The 17,875-nt window shown below is 60.0% G+C and carries 17 protein-coding genes and 2 pseudogenes; 12 read left to right on the forward strand and 7 right to left on the reverse strand.

Features of this window, described 5'->3' with window-relative positions:
- Genes ATC00_RS30220 through ATC00_RS30235 form a run of 4 tightly spaced genes read left to right on the forward strand, consistent with a single transcriptional unit; the run spans position 1 to position 5,490 of the window.
- Positions 1-720: a hypothetical protein gene (locus ATC00_RS30220; RefSeq protein WP_064255464.1), complete on the forward strand. Its 720-nt coding sequence runs from the start codon at positions 1-3 to the stop codon at positions 718-720.
- 13 nt (positions 721-733) lie between these two features.
- Complete coding sequence (locus tag ATC00_RS32730; protein ID WP_064255465.1) at positions 734-2,968, forward strand: hypothetical protein; 2,235 nt, start codon at positions 734-736, stop codon at positions 2,966-2,968.
- A complete protein-coding gene (locus ATC00_RS30230) occupies positions 2,965-4,284 on the forward strand; it encodes a glycosyltransferase family 4 protein (RefSeq protein ID WP_064255466.1) in 1,320 nt (439 codons plus the stop codon). The genes ATC00_RS32730 and ATC00_RS30230 overlap by 4 nt, the downstream gene beginning before the upstream one ends.
- Positions 4,285-4,302: 18 nt before the next feature.
- Positions 4,303-5,490, forward strand: coding sequence for a polysaccharide pyruvyl transferase family protein (locus tag ATC00_RS30235; protein WP_064255467.1), 1,188 nt, complete (start codon positions 4,303-4,305; stop codon positions 5,488-5,490).
- A gap of 111 nt (positions 5,491-5,601) precedes the next feature.
- Here the strand turns inward: ATC00_RS30235 and ATC00_RS33885 are convergent, their stop codons facing one another.
- Complete coding sequence (locus tag ATC00_RS33885; RefSeq protein WP_268801754.1) at positions 5,602-5,733, reverse strand: hypothetical protein; 132 nt, start codon at positions 5,731-5,733, stop codon at positions 5,602-5,604.
- A 40-nt stretch (positions 5,734-5,773) separates the two neighbouring features.
- Here ATC00_RS33885 and ATC00_RS34000 point away from each other — a divergent pair, with 40 nt between their 5' ends.
- From ATC00_RS34000 to ATC00_RS30250, 3 genes and pseudogenes are all read left to right on the forward strand, one after another.
- Positions 5,774-6,016, forward strand: a complete 243-nt coding sequence (locus ATC00_RS34000) for a hypothetical protein (RefSeq protein ID WP_064255468.1) — start codon at positions 5,774-5,776, stop codon at positions 6,014-6,016.
- A gap of 463 nt (positions 6,017-6,479) precedes the next feature.
- Positions 6,480-7,424 carry an NAD(P)-dependent oxidoreductase gene (locus ATC00_RS30245; protein ID WP_161951952.1) on the forward strand — a complete coding sequence of 315 codons (945 nt, stop codon included), beginning with the start codon at positions 6,480-6,482 and terminating at the stop codon, positions 7,422-7,424.
- 102 nt (positions 7,425-7,526) lie between these two features.
- Positions 7,527-8,218, forward strand: a pseudogene (locus tag ATC00_RS30250) (molybdate ABC transporter substrate-binding protein).
- Positions 8,219-8,355: 137 nt separating this feature from the next.
- Here ATC00_RS30250 and ATC00_RS30255 read toward each other — a convergent pair.
- Positions 8,356-8,724 carry a hypothetical protein gene (locus tag ATC00_RS30255; protein WP_064255470.1) on the reverse strand — a complete coding sequence of 123 codons (369 nt, stop codon included), beginning with the start codon at positions 8,722-8,724 and terminating at the stop codon, positions 8,356-8,358.
- 168 nt (positions 8,725-8,892) lie between these two features.
- Here ATC00_RS30255 and ATC00_RS32825 point away from each other — a divergent pair, with 168 nt between their 5' ends.
- Positions 8,893-9,066 carry a hypothetical protein gene (locus ATC00_RS32825; RefSeq protein ID WP_162532533.1) on the forward strand — a complete coding sequence of 58 codons (174 nt, stop codon included), beginning with the start codon at positions 8,893-8,895 and terminating at the stop codon, positions 9,064-9,066.
- A gap of 820 nt (positions 9,067-9,886) precedes the next feature.
- Here the strand turns inward: ATC00_RS32825 and ATC00_RS30265 are convergent.
- Positions 9,887-10,648 carry an exonuclease domain-containing protein gene (locus tag ATC00_RS30265; protein ID WP_199275562.1) on the reverse strand — a complete coding sequence of 254 codons (762 nt, stop codon included), beginning with the start codon at positions 10,646-10,648 and terminating at the stop codon, positions 9,887-9,889.
- 30 nt (positions 10,649-10,678) lie between these two features.
- Positions 10,679-11,776, reverse strand: a complete 1,098-nt coding sequence (gene dinB / locus ATC00_RS30270) for a DNA polymerase IV (RefSeq protein ID WP_064255519.1) — start codon at positions 11,774-11,776, stop codon at positions 10,679-10,681.
- 226 nt (positions 11,777-12,002) lie between these two features.
- Here dinB and ATC00_RS30275 point away from each other — a divergent pair.
- Positions 12,003-12,248, forward strand: a pseudogene (locus ATC00_RS30275) (DNA polymerase ligase N-terminal domain-containing protein); the annotation flags it as partial.
- Positions 12,249-12,277: 29 nt separating this feature from the next.
- On the opposite strand, the gene ATC00_RS30280 reads toward ATC00_RS30275, so the two are convergent.
- From ATC00_RS30280 to ATC00_RS30290, 3 genes are all read right to left on the reverse strand, one after another.
- On the reverse strand, positions 12,278-12,541 hold the full coding sequence (locus ATC00_RS30280) for a hypothetical protein (RefSeq protein ID WP_064255520.1): 264 nt from the start codon (positions 12,539-12,541) through the stop codon (positions 12,278-12,280).
- Between the two features lie 216 nt (positions 12,542-12,757).
- Positions 12,758-13,009 carry a hypothetical protein gene (locus ATC00_RS30285; RefSeq protein ID WP_064255474.1) on the reverse strand — a complete coding sequence of 84 codons (252 nt, stop codon included), beginning with the start codon at positions 13,007-13,009 and terminating at the stop codon, positions 12,758-12,760.
- Between the two features lie 53 nt (positions 13,010-13,062).
- Positions 13,063-13,497 (reverse strand): pyridoxamine 5'-phosphate oxidase family protein, encoded by a 435-nt coding sequence (locus ATC00_RS30290; protein ID WP_064255475.1) that lies wholly within the window; start codon positions 13,495-13,497, stop codon positions 13,063-13,065.
- 641 nt (positions 13,498-14,138) lie between these two features.
- Between ATC00_RS30290 and ATC00_RS30295 the strand changes: the two genes are divergently transcribed.
- The 3 genes from ATC00_RS30295 (at position 14,139) to ATC00_RS30305 (ending at position 17,560) form a co-directional block, all read left to right on the forward strand.
- Positions 14,139-15,005 (forward strand): LysR substrate-binding domain-containing protein, encoded by an 867-nt coding sequence (locus ATC00_RS30295; RefSeq protein WP_161951953.1) that lies wholly within the window; start codon positions 14,139-14,141, stop codon positions 15,003-15,005.
- Between the two features lie 303 nt (positions 15,006-15,308).
- Entirely contained in the window at positions 15,309-16,307 is a 999-nt protein-coding gene (locus ATC00_RS30300) for a glycine betaine ABC transporter substrate-binding protein (protein WP_064255476.1), read from the forward strand.
- Positions 16,308-16,615: 308 nt separating this feature from the next.
- Positions 16,616-17,560, forward strand: coding sequence for a nucleoside hydrolase (locus ATC00_RS30305; protein WP_064255477.1), 945 nt, complete (start codon positions 16,616-16,618; stop codon positions 17,558-17,560).
- Positions 17,561-17,875 lie beyond the last annotated feature (315 nt).

Below are 17,875 nucleotides of genomic sequence, written 5' to 3' on the forward strand. Positions count from 1 at the left end.
ATGGCGACCATTTCAAATGCCGCACCGGAACAGGACAATGCGAAGCCGATGAGCGGCCGGGTCGATGCTATCGACCAGGGCCGGCTCTACGGATGGGCCTTCGATCCGGCAACCCCAGACAAGCGGCTGAGCATCCGCGTGCTTCTCGACGGCGGCGTCATCGCCGAGTCGATTGCCGACCGCAATCGCCCCGACCTCAGGCGCAACGGCATTGGCGATGGCAGCCACGCCTTCGAGATTCCCTTGCCGGAGACGGCTGCCGCGCGTGTCGCCGACCTCGTGGTGACGGCACTGGACGGAGGCGGCGTGGAACAGAAGTTGCGCGTTCCCCGGCCCGACGAGCAGGCGGCCGAAGCCTTGATCGCTGCACCACTCACCAAGGTGCTCGACAAGCTCGACGTGCTGATGGCGGCGCAGCGGCAGTTGCAGGTGTCGCAGCGCTCGCTCCAGCGCAACCGGGTCGACGAGAGCGACGACGAAACGGCCGGGCTCGGCCCCATCCGCGAGGAAATCACCAAACTCGGCGTCGAGATCGCCCAGAGGCTGGACGATCTCGACGTCCAACTCATGCGGCTCGACGGAGTCGTCGCGGCGATGGAGAAGAACGTCGGCGGCTTGCAGAAGCGTTCGAACGGGGAGCTGAAGCCATTGCTGCTGCTCCTCTTCGTTCTCGTGGGCTTCGTGGCGGGCGCAGCCCTCTCGCTCCTTGCAGGATCCTGAGGCGGTCGTGCCCATGGTCGATATCGAACAGGCGCTCCCGCTCGCATCGCAACCCGCCGGCCGGATCATGCGGGCCGGACGAGTGGTCGCCTGCCACGTGGACGACACACTCCTGCTCGTCATCGGCACGGGTGATCCGCTCGCCGGCGAGCTGGCGGCGGAAATCAACGACGACGCCGGCGCCGCCTTCGCAGCGACGATCATCGGCTGGCGGCTCACGCCCCCCCAGGTGTCGGCCACGCATGGTTTTGCGGCGCTCGTGCCGATGAACGCAGCCGATCGTGCCCTGACGACCATCCGCTTCGGCGAGGAGGCGACCGCCAGGCGCTATCTCTTCACGCCGCGCCCGGTCACGATTGGCGTAGCCACCGCAATCCTCACCGATCTGGCAGGGAGCCATCTCACGGCAACCGTCGAGTCCCTGGTGGACGTGCTGATGAAGGGTCCGACCGGGCGGCGGAGGCTGTCGGCAGTGATCGCATTGCTGCAGTCCGGAAGTGGAAGGGACGGCTTCATCGAACTCCTCGGCGAAAGCCACGAGGGTCCAATTTTCCTGAGCGGATGGGGCCGCCACATCGTGCCGGGCGTCTGCCGGGCGGTGGTGGGCGGCGATAGCCCCGCCGCCTGCGAATGCGCGATCGCCACCTTTTCCCGCCAGGACGTGCCGGAGGGCGCGGCCGGCTTCGTTGGGCTGCTGTCCGCAAACGAGCCGCTCCGGGCGCGGGATATCGAAGGGCTCCTTTATCGCACGCCCGGCGCCTGGCGCTATGTGCGTATCCACCAGCATCGAACAATCGCCGGCCCCACGGAAACGCCCGGCCATATTCGCTCGGTGCTGCTCCAGACCCACAGCTCGCCCGAGGTTCTCCTGCGACTGCGGGCGGCCGCGAACAGTTTCGATGGCCGGGAGACGGTCTCCACGCTTTCGCTTCCCGTGCGCATGGACCTGGACAATGTCTTTCAGGTGAACGGCGGACTCCTAATCTCGGGCTGGCTGCTCGACCCCGACAGCCATGTCCAAGGCGTCAGGCTTTGCTGCCAGCGGGCCGCAATGCGGATCGACGATCGCTGGACGAGGATCGACCGGTCCGACGTAACGGATGCCTTTACGGACCAGCCGTCGTTCCGAAACGGGCTTGAAGGTGGAGGTCATGGTCACGGCTTCCTCATCTTTGCCGATCGCCTCGCCGGAGGCGCTCAAGCGCCCCTTCATCTGGAACTGACGCTCAGGGACTCGCGTCGCGCCTTCCTGCCGCTGACGCCCCTGAGGATTCCGGCCCGTGCTGCCGTCCTTCGGCAGTTGAAGTCCATCGACCCGACCGACTGGGCTCTGCCGGAGATCATCGATCGCCAGATCGTGCCGTTCCTGTCCGGATCGGAAAGACCTCTACCGACGGTTGGCGCCACGCTCGAGGCAGGCTCGTTCGACCGGGCGGGCGGCCCGCCGATCGTCGTCGCCGTCGGCGATAGCGAAGGGGAAGCCATCGCCCCGTTCCTCGGGCTCCTCGCCCTCGACCCGGAAACGCGGCGGGCGCCGATCGCTCTCGTGCTTACCGCCGAACGCTTTCGCCGGCAGGCCGCCCGCATACGGCGGCTTGCCGAATTCTACCAACTGTCGTTGCGGCTGATGTCGACCGACGCGGCTGGGGACGTCTACGATCTCCTGGAAGCCGGGGCACGTGCGCTCACCAGAGAAACGGTGGTTCTGCTTGCCGGCTCGTTGCTGCCGCATCGGAGGGGCTGGTACGGCAAGCTCGCCGCCGCCCATGCGACGCGGAAGGGTTCGATCATCTCCCCGACACTTGCCTATGAGGACCACTCCGTGCGCTGGGCCGGAAGCTGGCCGACCGCCGAAGCAGAATGCCCGCCGTCGGCCCGCTATGCCGGCTATCCGCTGGGCGCATTGGCCGGTCTGAAGCTGACGCAGGTCGCGGCGGCGTCGCTCGACTGCTGCATCCTGCCGCGCGAGTCTCTCTTGCTCGCCGGAGGCTTTGCCGCCGGTTATCTCGGCTCCGGGCACAAGGGGCTTGATCTCGGCCTGAGACTCGGCCGTTCCGGCACCGAGTCCTATTGGCTTCCATCGGTGCAGATGCTCGGTTCCGACGAGGCATCCGGCGTCACCACAGCCGCAACGGCTGCGCTCATGGAACGGATCGACCAGAGGATGTTCAGCATTCGCTGGGCAGCCGCTCCAGCAGGCGAAACAGAGCCGAGGGACAGGCCTTCTGCCAAAAGGATCTCCACGTGAACGAGCTGCTCCGGGTCCTCGTAGTTTCGCATGGCCATCCGGCAATGTCGCTCGGCGGGGCGGAGATCGCGTCGCACAGCCTGCACAAGGGCCTGAACGCGCTGCCGGAGGTCGAGTCGATCTACCTCGCCCGGACCGGCCATCCGGTGCCGCGCCACGGCGCGTCAGCGCTGATGAGCCTGCGTCTAACCGTCGATGAGGTACTCTACCACGCCGACGACTACGACCATTTCTTCCTGTCGAATGGAGATACCGATGCGATCCGCCGCGACCTGCTGCGGTTCGTCGGCGACCTCAAGCCCCACGTCGTTCATTTTCATCACATCATCGGCATGGGTCTGGAGGCGGTCTATGCGCTTCGCGAGGCCCTGCCGCACTCGGTCATCGTGGTGACCTTCCATGAATATCTGCCGATCTGCCACAACCACGGTCAGATGGTGAAGCGCGCCTCGGGGCAGCTCTGCAGCGAGGCGTCCCCGATCAGTTGTCACGGATGCTTTCCCGAGATCCCGGTCTCGCAATTCCTGAAGCGGGAACAGTTCGTCCGCGGCATGCTCGACCTTGCCGACGCTTTCGTTTCACCGAGCATGTTTCTCGCCACCCGCTATGTCGAATGGGGAATCGAGGCGGAGAAACTCTCGGTGATCGAGAACGGCATTGTCATGCGGGAACCGGCGCCGGCGCGCGATCTCCCCGCTCCGGCCACACGCCGCAACCGCTTTGCCTACTTCGGTCAGATGACGCCATTCAAGGGCATCGACGTGCTGATCGACGCGGTGTCGCGCGTACCGGAGGAGATCTGGGGCGACGATTCCTGCCTGATGATCTATGGCGGCAATCTCGAGCGGCAGCCCTTGGAATTCCAGGACCGCGTGAAGAAGCTCATCGATGAGGCCGGTCGCCGCGTGCGCTTCTACGGAGCCTATCAGAATGGCGACCTGCCGCGGCTGATGCGGTCGGTCGACTGGGTGGTGCTGCCCTCCATCTGGTGGGAAAACTCGCCGATCGTCATCCAGGAGGCGCTGCATCACCGCAGGCCGATCATCTGCTCCGACATCGGCGGCATGGCCGAGAAGGTGCAGGTCGGCAGGGACGGGCTGCATTTCCGCGCCGGCAGCGCCCAGGATCTCGCCGACCGGCTGGTCGAGGTGTTGAGCGAGCCGCAGGCCTGGGACCGGCTGCACGCAAGTCTCAGGCCGCCGATGAGTCATATCGACTCGGCCCGTCAACAGGCCGAACTCTATCGCCGGCTGCTGCGGGAAAAGCTCGGGCAAGCGAATGCCGCGAATCCCGCCGTGCTCGCGCACGCCGGCTGACGCTTGAGAAGGATCGCCATGGTACGCGTGCTTGTGATGATTCCCTCGGGTGAGGTATACGGACACGACAATGTCCGCTGGTATGAACATCACGACATGCAGCGCTACATCGATAGCTACCACAATATCGGCGACGCCTTCGTTTTCGATTCCTCGCTGAAGCTCCTGAGCTACGACAAGCTCGGCGTCCTCGATATTTCCGCATTCCGGCCGGACGTCATCGACCGGCTCCGCGGCGAATACGATTATGTCTTCCTGCGCGGCTCCAACTACATCCACGCGTCGATGAACTGGGAACAGGCCATCCCCATCCTGAAGCGGCTGGGACTGCCGGTGATCGGCTTCGGCATTGGGGCGCAGGCGCCTGTGAACGGTAGGCTCCAGCTTTCCAACGAGACGCGGACGCTTCTCCATCTGATCGCCGACTCCGCCGTCTCGGTCGGCGTACGCGGCGCCTATTCGGCACAGGTTCTATGGGATCTCGGCATCCGCAATGTCCGCATCGTCGGCTGTCCCACCGCCTTCCGGCGGAACGACCCCGAGCTCCGGATCAAGCTGCCGCCGCTCGAAAGCGTGCGGAAGGTCGGCGTCACGATCCGACGCGAAGTCTCTCCCGACTATGCGCGGGATATCAAGCGCTATCTCACCTTCCAGCGCTACCTTGCCAAGACCATGGCGGAGCGTTTCGATACGGTGCTGATGGCGCAAGGCGAGGTCGAGGAAAAAAAACTCGTTCTGGGGACCGAAGCACAGCGGGCGGACGCCATGGCCGCCTTGCGATCCAATGGCTGGGCCGCATCCTGGTATCTCGATGACACGATGGAACGGCTTTATCGCGAGCGGCTGTTCTATTCCGACGTCGTCGCCGACTACGAAGCGCTGGTGCGCTCACAGGACCTTGTCCTCGGCTATCGGCTGCACGGCAACCTCATGGCGCTCGCCAACGGAACCCCTTCCATCTACTTCACCTACGACAGTCGGACCGTCGAATTCGCCGAGACATTTCAGATCCCCAGTTTCGATCTCTTCGGCCGCGACGCGTTCCGGCTCGAAGACTATTGGGACCAGTCGCTGTTCGACAGGTACAACCGTGCCTGGTACCAAACCTACGGCGAGATGCACCGGCTCCTCACGGAAAACGGCGTCGCCCATAAGCTGATCGACACGACTAAGCCGCTGCCGAGCCCCGCTCGCAAGGTCGCATGAAAAGGGGGGTGCCCCATGCGCGGAATCTGAAAGCCTGTCGAGAGCCAGGTGACGGTATCCGTAACCGCGCATCAGCGGACGATCGGCTTTCACCCCCTCGGTGACAGTGGCTCAACGGGAGGCATCGGGGAAGCCGCCGTGCCGCGGGACTTCGAGCAGGAGGTCGCAAGGCGGATCGAGCAGCCCCTCGGCCGCTAGCGCGCTCAGCGCGTCGAGCCTTATCGAGGCCACCAGCCTGCCCATATTGCATCGGCCCGCCGCGCCAGCGTGGGAAGCCGTAGCCGTGGACCTTCACGAGGTCGAGATCGGAGGCACACGGCCGTCCCGAGTGACCCTAACCAGCAAGATCATCGCCGACTTCATAAAGTTCGGTCGGTATCTTCAGCCGGTCTTCGGGATTGCCGCTGCGTCGTTTCTCTTCGGCGATCAGCTCGGCCTGATGTTCGCGGCGGGCGTGGTCCTGATCTTGGGCGGTCTCGCTTTGGCGGTGGCCAATAAGCGGCCTGCCCCCCCCAGGAAGCTGTAGCGCATGAGTAGTCCCGTAACGCCAGGTGGCTGCTCCGGCACCCGCGGCGGAATGATCGTTAGCCTGAGTCGACACCAGCTTCGGGAGGCGGGATAGCCTTCGAACGTTGTTCCCCCCGCTCTCTACTCCTAGAGCGGATTGGCCTGCCCACTGTGGCAGGCCTTTTTTCAGCGTCCGCTGAGGGCCACAACTGTGCCATTCATGGGCCGCATCCCAATGCCCGCAGAGGGTCGATTTTCCCGCTTGGCGAGGCGCAAAATGGGCCGAGCGGGCTGTTGCAAGGCTTTCCAGACATCCTGGAGGGGCAAGGCAGACGGAGAAGACGTGCATCCAAATTATGCTCGACAACTTCCCTCCGCCGCCCGGAGGACCAGCACCGTTTCGCAAATTCATTGCGCAAGACGAGTGTGCTAGAATCGGTGGGAATACACATCCGATCATTGGCTGTATCCGGAGGTGCGAAGTGTCCGGCCAACCCATTCCCGTTCTGATGGTCGATGAGTATCCTGACTACATCGACGCCGAAGTGTGGGCTGCTGAGCTGAAGAAGCGCGTGCCGCAGCTGGAGTTCAGGCTTTGGCCAGACATCGGGAACGAAGCTGACATAGATATCGTGCTGATCGACAAGGGCACCGGTCCTTTCGACGCGATGACAGGACTGCGCGCCGTCGTGTATCTGGGTGCTGGTGTCGATGGTATTGATCTCAAAAGCTTTCCCAAGAGTGCTCCGCTCATTAGGCTCGCAACGCGCGAGCTGGCTTCGGAAGTGGTACAGTACATCGTCCTTCGCGTTCTCTGCCAGCAACGGCATGTTGCGGAGTACATGAGTCAGCAAGCCCGTAAGATTTGGAATCCGATCGCGCCGGGGAAGATCTCCGAGACAAGAATTGTCGTGCTGGGTGCGGGCCGGATCGGTGGCTGGGCTGCAAAGCTGTTTGCGGAGCTGGGCTACGACACTGCTGTCTGGTCTCGTCACCAGAAGGCGCTTCCTGGCATACAGAGTTACTTTGGCCCTGCCCAACTCGCGGATGCCCTCACAGGCCGGGACTACGTTATCTGTTCGCTTCCCCTGACTGCTGACACTCGTGGGATACTGAACTCCAGTGCCTTTGAAAAAGTGAAGCGAGGTGCCTACCTCGTCAATGTCGCCAGGGGCGCGCATGTGAACGAAGCCGACCTGATCCGCGCTCTCGACGAAGATCAGCTTTCCGGTGCTTGCCTTGATGTGTTTCAGCACGAACCGCTGGAGCCCTCATCACCATTGTGGAGCCATCCCAAGGTGACCATCACACCTCATGCCGCGAGCTTCTGGGTTGATTGTGGAATTGTCCAAGCCGCCGATCTCTGCGGTCAAGTCGCAAGAGGAGAGCCGCCGTCCAACAAGATCGACCTCCAACAGGGTTACTGAGTCGGGTAAGGGCCTCACCCAAACTCGCTGAGCGGAGTGGCCGCCCCCGCCCCAGGAGTGCCGCAATGCAAGGGCGTTGTTCAACCGATTTCAGGTTAGGCTATGAAACAGGAAATTCGGCTTTTTGGCGCTGTTGCGGTCCGACCCGCCGTCCTAGCTCTTATATCTCAGTTCGAAGCGGCGACGGGATACAATGTTGCGGTCAAGTTCGAGCTCAATCCGACATTAAAGAAGCAGATTGAGGGGGGGAGCCTTTTGACGTCGTCATCATCAATCCGCATATGGTTCAGGATCTTGCCGCCATGGGAAAGATCAAGGCGGGGAGTGAGGTAGCGTTTGGCCGGATCGCAATGGGCGTCGCAGCCAAGGCAGGCAGTCGATCGTTCGACATTAGCTCCATGGAAGCGTTCGAACACGCATTGAAGAGCGCCAGATCAATCGCCTACGCCGCTGACGGAACCAGCGGCGGCTACTTCTCCGATCTGCTGGAGCGCCTGGGAATAGCGGACGAGGTGACGCCCGGGCTGGTGGGCATATCAGGAGGGCAGACAGCGCTGGCTGTAGCCCGTGGGGAGGCCGAGTTGGCGGTCGTTCCCGTGACCTCAATTCTCGCTGCCGCTCCCGATGTAATGCTTCTCGGGCGATTTCCGGCGGAACTCCAAAGTTACATCGACTTCGCCATTGGCATCAGCGCCGATCCAAGGGACACAGAAGCTGCGAAGCAACTGTCGGAGTTTCTGATGTCGGCTGACGTCGATGGCACTTTGGCAGCAAAGGGCGTCGAGCGCCACTAAGAGCGTCGCGATGCAACGTCATGCTAGCGCCCATGCGTCCGCTCGGGGGGCGATCGAGCCGTTCATTGCAGCCGCCATGGGCGGCACGCAATGGGGTCGATCCTTCCAGTTCAGATTCCGCATCAATGGCTTAGCATTCATTTGGACACCGGTCCTTCACGCGAAATCATTAGGTTTTCCGAAAAGTGTCCAGCCTTCTCGCCGGGCTCGGAATCCCGCTGAACAGATCGCCCGCTCTTCCGCAGCCGAATGATATCAGCGGCGTCGAGCAGAGCGCTTCGTATTTCTCGTTCTGAACGGTCTGGAGCGGATACGGCAACCTTTAACAGTGCGATAGTGGCGTCCTGGACAGCGTTGTTCGACTCGACGCCCTTTATCTTCGGCATGTCGTGGATTACCGCCACAGCGCGCTCCAGCAGCCGGCGGGCCGCCAACGGAGTAAGATGATGGACCTCATTGGCGGCGCGGCATAGCTCGGAAACGAAACTCGTTACCGTGGTCATCATCGGATGCTACCTACTTTTCAGATGGAAGTAGTATACCTATTAGTAAATACATCTACTCCGTGTAGCCGTCAAAGGGAAACGATTGCGCGCGTCGCCCCTTTGGGCGGTGCCCCCTAATCCTTGACTGCCACCGGCGCTGTGCGACGCTGAACGCAAAGCGAGATGCGAATGATGATGAAACTCGATGACGACGTGGAGACGGCGCTAGCCCTCTCCTGCGAAGAGCTCCAGATGACGCGGGAAGAATTGATCCGCCTCATCATTCGCGAGTGGCTGCAGGGATACGGTTACCTGCCCATCAATGACTTGGACGAGGGGAGCGAGACCGAAGGGAGTGCGTAGGTGAGCGGCTTTACTGATGAAGAGCGAGCGGCGAGCTAAAGCGCCGCGATGACGCCATTAAACGGCAAGCGGAAGCCCAAAAGGCTGGGAAGCGTCTTGCTGAACTGAAGGAACTGGCGCGCGGAGACGAGGGGCCTCCATTGCGGCAGACCGATGCGAAGGTGGGAGGCGACGAACCCCGAATCCTTTGTGCGATATCTGCCTCTGACACGCTCGAACCGAGCAGACTGACGCCTGGGTCACGCAATCGACACGATCACCGTTATACAGATCTCATCTCGCCATTGACCACGGATGTACTGGCAATGGCTGCAGGAAGGTCGGGGTTGCCCGGCCTTTTTTTGTTGCCGAGGGATCCTACAAGCCGATTACCAAAACCAAGAGCGCCCGCCGATAAGACGGGCGCCGAGTCAGCTTACTATACTCTCGAGAATTCGCCTTCATCAGCGTCGCGGGTGGTCGATCTTTCCGGTTCTCATAGGTCCAAACGAGCAGTTCGCTCATACTATCTATCCGCTCCGATATGAAGGCCTCCGCGTCGCCCTTCACGTCGTTCATTAACATGCTGTTCAGTAAGCGTCCGGTCCCGACCGGACGCTTTCGGTGCCGACGACCTGAAAGGATGTGCATCTAGCCTTAGCCATCGCGTCGGTGTCTCCCTTGGCATCGCGAACAGCCCGGCGTGCGGGCATCAGTTCCCTGAGAAAGCGATCTCGCGTGTCACCATTAAGAGCAGGACTAGTTCGACGCCAGAGGCGGCCACGAACCACGAAATATCGTCCAGCAGGCGTGTTTGGATATCTTTCTTCCACACTCAGCCTCATAGCAACGACTGCTGCGCCGGCTCAGTAACCATCGGCTCGAGTTTCTTGCCCCTGCGGCTCAGCTCGGTTTCTGCGCTGAAGCGCACGTCAGCATCTCGGTCCCGACCGAACTCCTCCAGCGCATCGTCCGTCAGCTGGTCCCAGCCCTTGCCGCGGTACGGCCCCGACGGAACGCGAGGAAGTAGGCCCGGCTGTCTACTCCAGCTTAGAAGCTGCTCCAGCGATGACGCGTTCAGAAGGTCACGGAGATGATGCGCTGTTACATAAGCATCTGGCATGGCGCGATGCGCTGGCAGGCCGATTTCATGAACGAGACCCTCAGGCATGCGTTGATAGCGAAGCATCTGGTTGGAGAATCGCGGCAGGTCCGGCCAGACCCGCAGAGCGGACTTCCAGGTACAGATCCAAGGTGTGCCGCCGGTGAACCTCGGCGGGCAATAACGCTGCTCGAAGGCTGCTCGGTGAGCAGCGAGCGCATCAATGCGGCCAGTTGGTCGAAGAATGGTTGCGGCAATCTCTTTCCAGAAGGGAGCATCCGCGACCTGAGCATCGAGGATATGGTGCACGGCCATCGTATCTGCCGAGATCGGTCGCCCCGGATTGACCAGCAGTGCACCGCGCTCCTCGACGACCTGCCATTTGCCATCGTTGTCCTGGACGACGTCTTGCCATCCGATCTCACAGACGTCGTTCGGCCCGCTCCCGCCGGTCTCGAGGTCGATAACGCGAACTCTGGGTGTGGACGTGTCGATAATGATCGCCTGCTTTCCTGAAAAAAGTTGCGCTGATTACAAATCGAGATCGAACTGTGGTTGTTCCTCGCCGTCGGCGCCGGGATTGTTGGTGAGTGAGGACAGCGTCACCCCGAGCAGCCGCACCAATCGTCTGAACGGATAGACGGACGCGAGCAATGCGGTGGCAGCTTCCATGATTTCCGGGACACCTGAGATCGGCAATGCGCTGGTCCGGCTGCGTGTCGCTTGAGTGAAATCCGAGTATTTGATTTTCACGGTCACTGTCTTGCCGCTGATGCCTTGGGCCTCGCAGTAGCGCCAGACCTTTTCAGCAAGGGGTTTGAGCTCCGCGGTCGCCAGATCGAGATCAGCAATATCCTCGGCGAAGGTGTCTTCCGCACCCACTGACTTGCGAATCCGATTGGGCTTCACCTGGCGCTCGTCAATCGCACGGGCAATGCCATAAAAATAGGGCCCAGATTTCCCGAAATGCTCCTGCAGAAAAGCGAGCGACTTCGATTTGAGATCAAGCCCGGTCTCGATCCCATATTTCCGCATGCGCTCCGCAGTCGCCGGCCCGACACCATGGAATTTCTTGACGGGGAGGGCCTCGACAAATCCCGGCCCGTTCTTCGGGGTGATGACCGCCTGGCCGTTGGGCTTGTTGAGGTCGCTTGCCATCTTGGCGAGGAACTTGTTGTAGGAGATCCCGGCCGACGCGTTGAGGCCGGTGAGGGCCTTGATCTTGGCACGGATCTCCAGCGCGATCTCGGTGGCGATGTCCATGCCTTTCAGGTTCTCGGTGACATCGAGATAGGCTTCATCGAGCGACAGCGGCTCGATCAGCGGCGTGTATTCCGCAAAGATTTCGCGGATTTGCTGGGACACCGCCTTGTAGACGTCGAAGCGTGGCGGCACGAAAATCAGGTCCGGGCACTTTCGCTTGGCGGTGACCGACGGCATTGCCGAATGAACGCCGTAGGCGCGCGCCTCGTAGCTTGCGGCGGCCACGACGCCGCGGGCGGCGGAGCCGCCGACGGCTATAGGTTTGCCGCGCAGGTCCGGATTATCACGCTGCTCGACCGACGCATAAAAGGCATCCATGTCCACGTGGACGATTTTGCGGATGGGGGTCGGGCTCATATCGTTCATGGCAGCTTCAGCGATCGCGATGGGATCCGGCTTGTCGCTTTGAAATTTGTGCCGAAACAAATAGAGAACATACCAACCTCTACCGCGATATCAACTGTTTCGAGCGACCCCGTGCCACGCCCGCGAAACTACGGGCCGCCGAAAGGCTTTCTCGTCCTGTGAACGACAACAATCAGGAAGCAGACGCCGGCCGCTCGTCGAGCCTCTGGATGGATCCGCGAAAACAATGGCCGGCAATCTTTCGAAATATCGTGCCAAACGCGATTTCAAGAAGCCCAGCGAACCAAGCGGCGAGGCGCATGTCAAGCCGTCAAACCGCCGACGGTTCGTTATCCAGAAGCACGATGCAACACGACTGCACTACAATCTGAGGCTCGAACTCGACGGCGTGTTCAAGTCATGGGCGGTAACCAAGGGGCCGTCGCTCGATCCGCATGACAAACGCCTGGCGGTCGAAGTCGAGGATCATCCCTATCGGCGCGAAATGCGCCGGTCAGGCCGCTAATGCAGCTTCTGCACTGGCTCGTCCAGGAAGCTGCGGATGCCATCTCGCTGAACGGTGGCCAGGAACTCTTCGAACGCCTCTCGATCAGTATCGAAGGGGTGATTCCAGACGGTCGTGTTTCCTTCCTCGTCGAGCACCTCGAGCATCCAGTCGAGATTTGTCCCGGCGGGCCGGTAAATGCGCAAAATAACGGTCACATCATCATCGACGAACTCGCCGGAGAATTCAGAAAACTCGTACTGCTGATCGTTTTGGGTCATCAGCCTTTTATAGCATGCTGATGCGCTGAGAAGGGCGGATTTCATGTGCTGACTATCCCTTCTTGCGGTGTCGGACCGCCGACGCCTTCGCCATTCTCTGGTCCAAAGATCACGCCTGCTCCACGCGAGTATCATCCACTGTTCGCTCTTTGAGTTCCTCGCCAGCCTCGTAGCGTGACAGCGGCAGAGCGACTTTCGCGAGAGCAGCAAGTTCCCTCACTCCCAACGCCAGTATCTCCGCCCGCTGTCGACTGACGATCGACCCACAACAAACCCGATTGCGAAGGCGAAGGCGCCGACTGTGAGCGCCAGGCCGATTGCTGTGTATGGGTGATCCGCAGCGCCGACCGCCACAGCGTTTGCTTCGCGGCTCACTGCGTCGGTGGCTGTCTTCGCTACCTTTCGGACACCAGTGGGCGGCTCGGTCGGGGACCCGGTGAAGCCGGCGCTCAGTTCGTCCTTGGCCATGTTGTTTCTCCTGCTGGGAAGGAGGAACCGACGACGGGCGAGGAGGTTCCGGATTACACTTTGACAATGCCATTCTCCTCGCCATCCCAATATTGAATTCGGTCAGCGTGCACCTTGATGAGCACGAGGCCGGGCGTGTCGACACCTTGCGTAAACCAGCGCTCCAACCCATCCACCCAATGCTCCTGAAACTGCGTTCTTTCGCGGATGATTGTCGCGCGGCCCTCGATGGAAAAGAAGATGCCGGGTTTTCCGAGAAGGCTTGGCGGTTCCGTGAACGACAAGGTCACCCGCGGATCGCGACGAATGTCGGCTACCTTGTTGGTATCGTCATGGGAGAAGAACCATGAGTCGCCATCATATTCGACATCGCCATTGTTGCTCATCGGGCGATGGGAAATGGCGCCCGTCTCCGTCTTCGTCGCCAACATGCAGAAATCGATCTTCTTGAGCCTGTTGGCGATCTCGGAGAGCGTCATCGTGGTCATGCCAGTACCTCGTTCTGAACTGAGAAGAAATCTCGGGTGCGGCGTCCCGGGCACATCGGCTGCTCAACTGCCGCTTCTTCATTCATGGAGCCGCCATCGTCACCATGCCTGTAGCCACCGGTGCAACGGCCCGCGCTCGAGCGGAAAATGTGCCCCAGGCGCAAAGGTTCCGCTAAGATCGTTTTATCGAAGCGATGCACCTCCTCCCTCAGAGCTTCACGTTTCAGACGGCCCACTCCTCCTCTCAAGGGACGTCTAAGGGAACAGCGGCACTCCTCCTCCCGTCACTCCGGTACTTTGCGGAGAGCCTGGCACCTCCTGCCGCGCAGGCATTTTCGTTTCTGTGGACGGCTTTCAGATCGCGCTGTCGAGATCGATACGCGCGGTCGCTTCGGCGAGCGGTTAAGGATTGCGTGCGATCGCAATCCTCTCACGCTCGCCTCCGGGAAGCGGATACGTCGCCGGATCAGGATTGTATCATCAGCGCTTGGGAGCAGAAGGATGCGGTAGTGGATGGTTCGGCCCACCCATTCGGATTATAATGGAAGAAAGCGACGACACGCTTTTTTCAGATCTCAAAATCCACGTTGAGGAGAACGACGATCGTACGGAAATATTACGGCCTCCCGCCTCTTACGAGCTTGGCCGTCTTCGAAGCGACTGCGCGTCATGCGAGCTTCAGCCGCGCGGCGGATGAAATGAATGTCACCAAGAGCGCCATAAGCCGCCAGATAAAGGCCCTAGAAGACGAACTCGGCATTCGGCTTTTCATAAGAGAAAAAAACGGTGTCCAATTGACGGCCGCGGCTCAGGACCTGTTCGCCGAAATATCTTCCAGTTTCTCGCGGTGGTCATTGACTATTCGTACCATTACAACCGACAAGCCGGAGGAAACGGTCACGCTTGCTTGCACTGAGGCGTTTGCCACGCTTTGGCTGATGCCACGGATGGCGGACTTCTCGAACAGGTTCCCCGGAATAACAGTAAACTATTTGATCCCCGAGAAGGTGGGCGACTATCGCAATGCGGAAGTCGATTTATTCGTAAGGCCGGCGAATGGAGCTTGGCCGAATGAAAACAGCGAGCCCCTGTACGATGACTTTATCTATCCCGTTTGTGGTTTAGCCTTTGCCGAGGAGTATCGCGATAGCGAGTCGTCGCCTATCTGGCAATTGCCCCTTCTACACCTAGATTGGACCGCTCCCAATTGGCCAAGGTGGCAGGATTTTCTTCAAGCTAAATCGATTAGTTACCAGGGATTGCGAGGTCAAAGATTTGCGAAGTACACCGTTCTGCTAGCCGCCGCCGAGGCCAACCAAGGGCTCGCGCTAGGATGGGACGCGATGGTTCGGCCGCTAATTGACCAAGGGAAGCTCGTTCGATTTTCGGATCTCTCGCTACCTGATCCGATTGGTTTTTGTCTTGCATGGAGTGACAAAAAGCCGCTTTCCCATGCAGCCAAATCGTTTCAATCGTGGCTCCGTGAGCAAGCGAGACCCTCAAGCTAAGCTCTCGAGATGCGCCTTCGGTGGGGCGTTACCCAAACGCGGCGACGCCCAGATCAACTCCCGGTGATTTTTTTGCGCGATACGAGCAATAGGTCCGGTGATAAAGATGGCGCCGTTGGTTGTTCATGCCCGGTAAAACAAAGCTTTTTCACGGTGCCATGACGCGGTGTACAATAAGATACCGGGGAACGATGACGTCTAACGACGAGCTCGTCGTTATTTTTCGAACGACTCGGTTTTCCTAAGATCGACTCCGCTTCTAAGCAACCTCCCGTCACGTCTAAACCCTGGAGGGAACATACGATGAGAATTCTAGGTGTCGCTGTTGCCAGCGCTCTTAGCCTTTTCGCCACTCAGCAAGCCCGAGCTGCATCCTGTGACGACGTCACGATCGCTGATATGAGCTCAATGTCAGCCGAATTTCTTGCAGCGATGGACAAGTTCATTTTGAACAACGGCTTCGACTGCAATGCCGATCTGGTGGCTGGTGACACGGTCCCAGGCATTACTGCGATGATCGAAAAAGGGCAGCCGGATATCATCCCGGAAGGTGCCGTTGACGTCGTCCCGACACTTTACAAAGAGGGTGTCGAGAACGATAAGATCGTCGCTGTATCGGACCCTCTTTCCAATGCCGGTCATCAGGGGCTTTGGGTTCCAAAATACATGGTCGACGATAATCCGGAACTCGCTACACTGGCCGGTGTCCTGAAGCATCCGGAGCTCTTCCCGAATCCTGATAACCCATCACGCGGTGGAATTTACAATGGTGCTCCGGGATGGGGTGCGACCATCGTTACGGCCCAGCTCTACAAGGCAAATCATATGGCCGATCGAGACTTCGACCTCATCGACCCGGGTTCTTTGGCTGGTCTGGATAGCGCGATATCGCGAGCTTACGAGCGTAAAGAGGGCATCATTGCCTATTATTGGTCCCCGACCGGGCTGCTCGGCCGCTACGACATGGTGAAGGTCGATCTGGGTGTCCCGCACGATCCGGTCGAGTGGAAGCGCTGCACCGCGAATGCGGACTGCCCTGATCCGAAGCCCAACGCCTGGGCTGCATCCGACAACGTCAAGACGCTGGTGTCCAAGAAATTCTACGAGGAGGGCGGCGAAATCGTCAACTACCTCAAGAAGCGCCAGCTAACGGCAGACACGATCAACAAGATCCTGGCGTGGATGAACGAAAATCAGGCCAAGGGTGAAGATGCGGCACAGCATTTCTTGGAAGCGAACCAGGACATCTGGACCAAATGGGTTAGCCCGGACGTCGCTGAAAAAGTAAGGTCTGCCCTCTAGATGGTGGGTTGAGTGTCGTCATGCGAATGTAGGGCGGCGGCTTCTTGCGGCGGCCCTTTTTTCTCCAGCAAGCATTTCGAAGCAGCAGCCTACGGGTGCACTTTCAGCCCGGTCAAGGTATCCACCCGACCGAGCACTGGGCATTCTGCTGATGTAGACAAGGCAAACAAAAATGGACTGGCGCTGGTTCATGTGCGGCAGTCATCGGCATTGTGTCTTTCGCCTATCGTATCCACCCTAATCCCCAGCGCTTTAGAGAGCAGGCTCTCTGCAAGCGTAAATAGCGCTTAATCCAGCACGGTTTAGAAATGCAGCAAGCCTCGATACCCAGGCAATCCATCATTATCGACACCGATCCAGGTCAGGACGACGCTCTAGCGATTCTTCTGGCTTTCGCTCACGGCGAGGCGCTCGACATTCTCGGAATAACGGCCGTCTGCGGGAACATCAGTGTACAGGCGACCGCAGCGAACGCTCTAAAGGTTCTGGCATTGGCAGGGCGAGAAGACGTGCCGGTCTTCCTGGGGGCGGCGTCTCCACTTGTTGGCGAATTGGTCACGGCAGAGCGACTGCACGGCGAGGCGATAACGGAGGGCTGGGATTTGCCGGTATCGACGACTGCTCCACGCCCGGAGTTTGCCGCCGACTGGATCATCGAGACGGTGCTGTCAAAGCCCCCGGCGAGCGTGACGATCTGCGCATTAGGGCCGTTGACAAACATCGCTCTTGCGTTCGCAAAGCGTCCGGACATCGCAAGCAGATTGAAGCGGCTCGTACTCATGGGCGGAGCATCGCAGGGCGGTAACATGAACGCTGTCGCTGAATTCAACGTCTTTGTCGATCCACATGCGGCAGCGAGGGTTTTTTCAGCACCTGTTAGCAAGACGGTGGTATCGCTGGACGTCACATCGAAACTATTGATGACAGAGTATGTGTTGGATCGGTTGACGACGGTGACGAGCAAAATCACCGAGCAATTGAAAAAGCTGCTGACCCTGTACGAGGGCTATACGAGGACGGGTAGGCCTCGATCTCTCCACGATCCTGCGGTGATTGCATGGCTGCTGGCTCCCGAAATATTCTCCGGTAAGGAGGTGAACGTGGAGATCGATACAACGCCAGGCCTGACCTATGGCCAGACGATTGTCGACATGAACGCTGTCACCGGGCGAGCCACCAATGCCTTTTGGCTAACAGTTGCGGATAGAGACGCGTTCTACGAACTCCTTGAGAGTGCCCTCGCGCGGCTGTGAGATCCATCACTAGGTCGCCTGCGTCATCGGGAAAGGCATCGTGCGTCGGACTTTTCGACCTCGATTCGCTCGGTCACTGCCGTACCAAGGGGCAACGGCACGACGGGGCGGTTCGATTCCTTTCAAGGCGAGGGATGCACGGTCGACTCTCACATTCGGCGCGCTTTGGCTGTCGATCGATCGTCTCAGGTGGGTGGAGAGCGGATGTAGGAGAGCAAGCCGCTGAATAACAGCAATGCGCGCGAGAAGCTGTAACAGGCCAGGCCTGATGGTCAAACGCCACGCAGCCATTCAGCCACTTTGACGGCGTGTCCC

The organism is Sinorhizobium americanum, assembly GCF_001651855.1.
GTDB classification, from domain to species: domain Bacteria; phylum Pseudomonadota; class Alphaproteobacteria; order Rhizobiales; family Rhizobiaceae; genus Sinorhizobium; species Sinorhizobium americanum.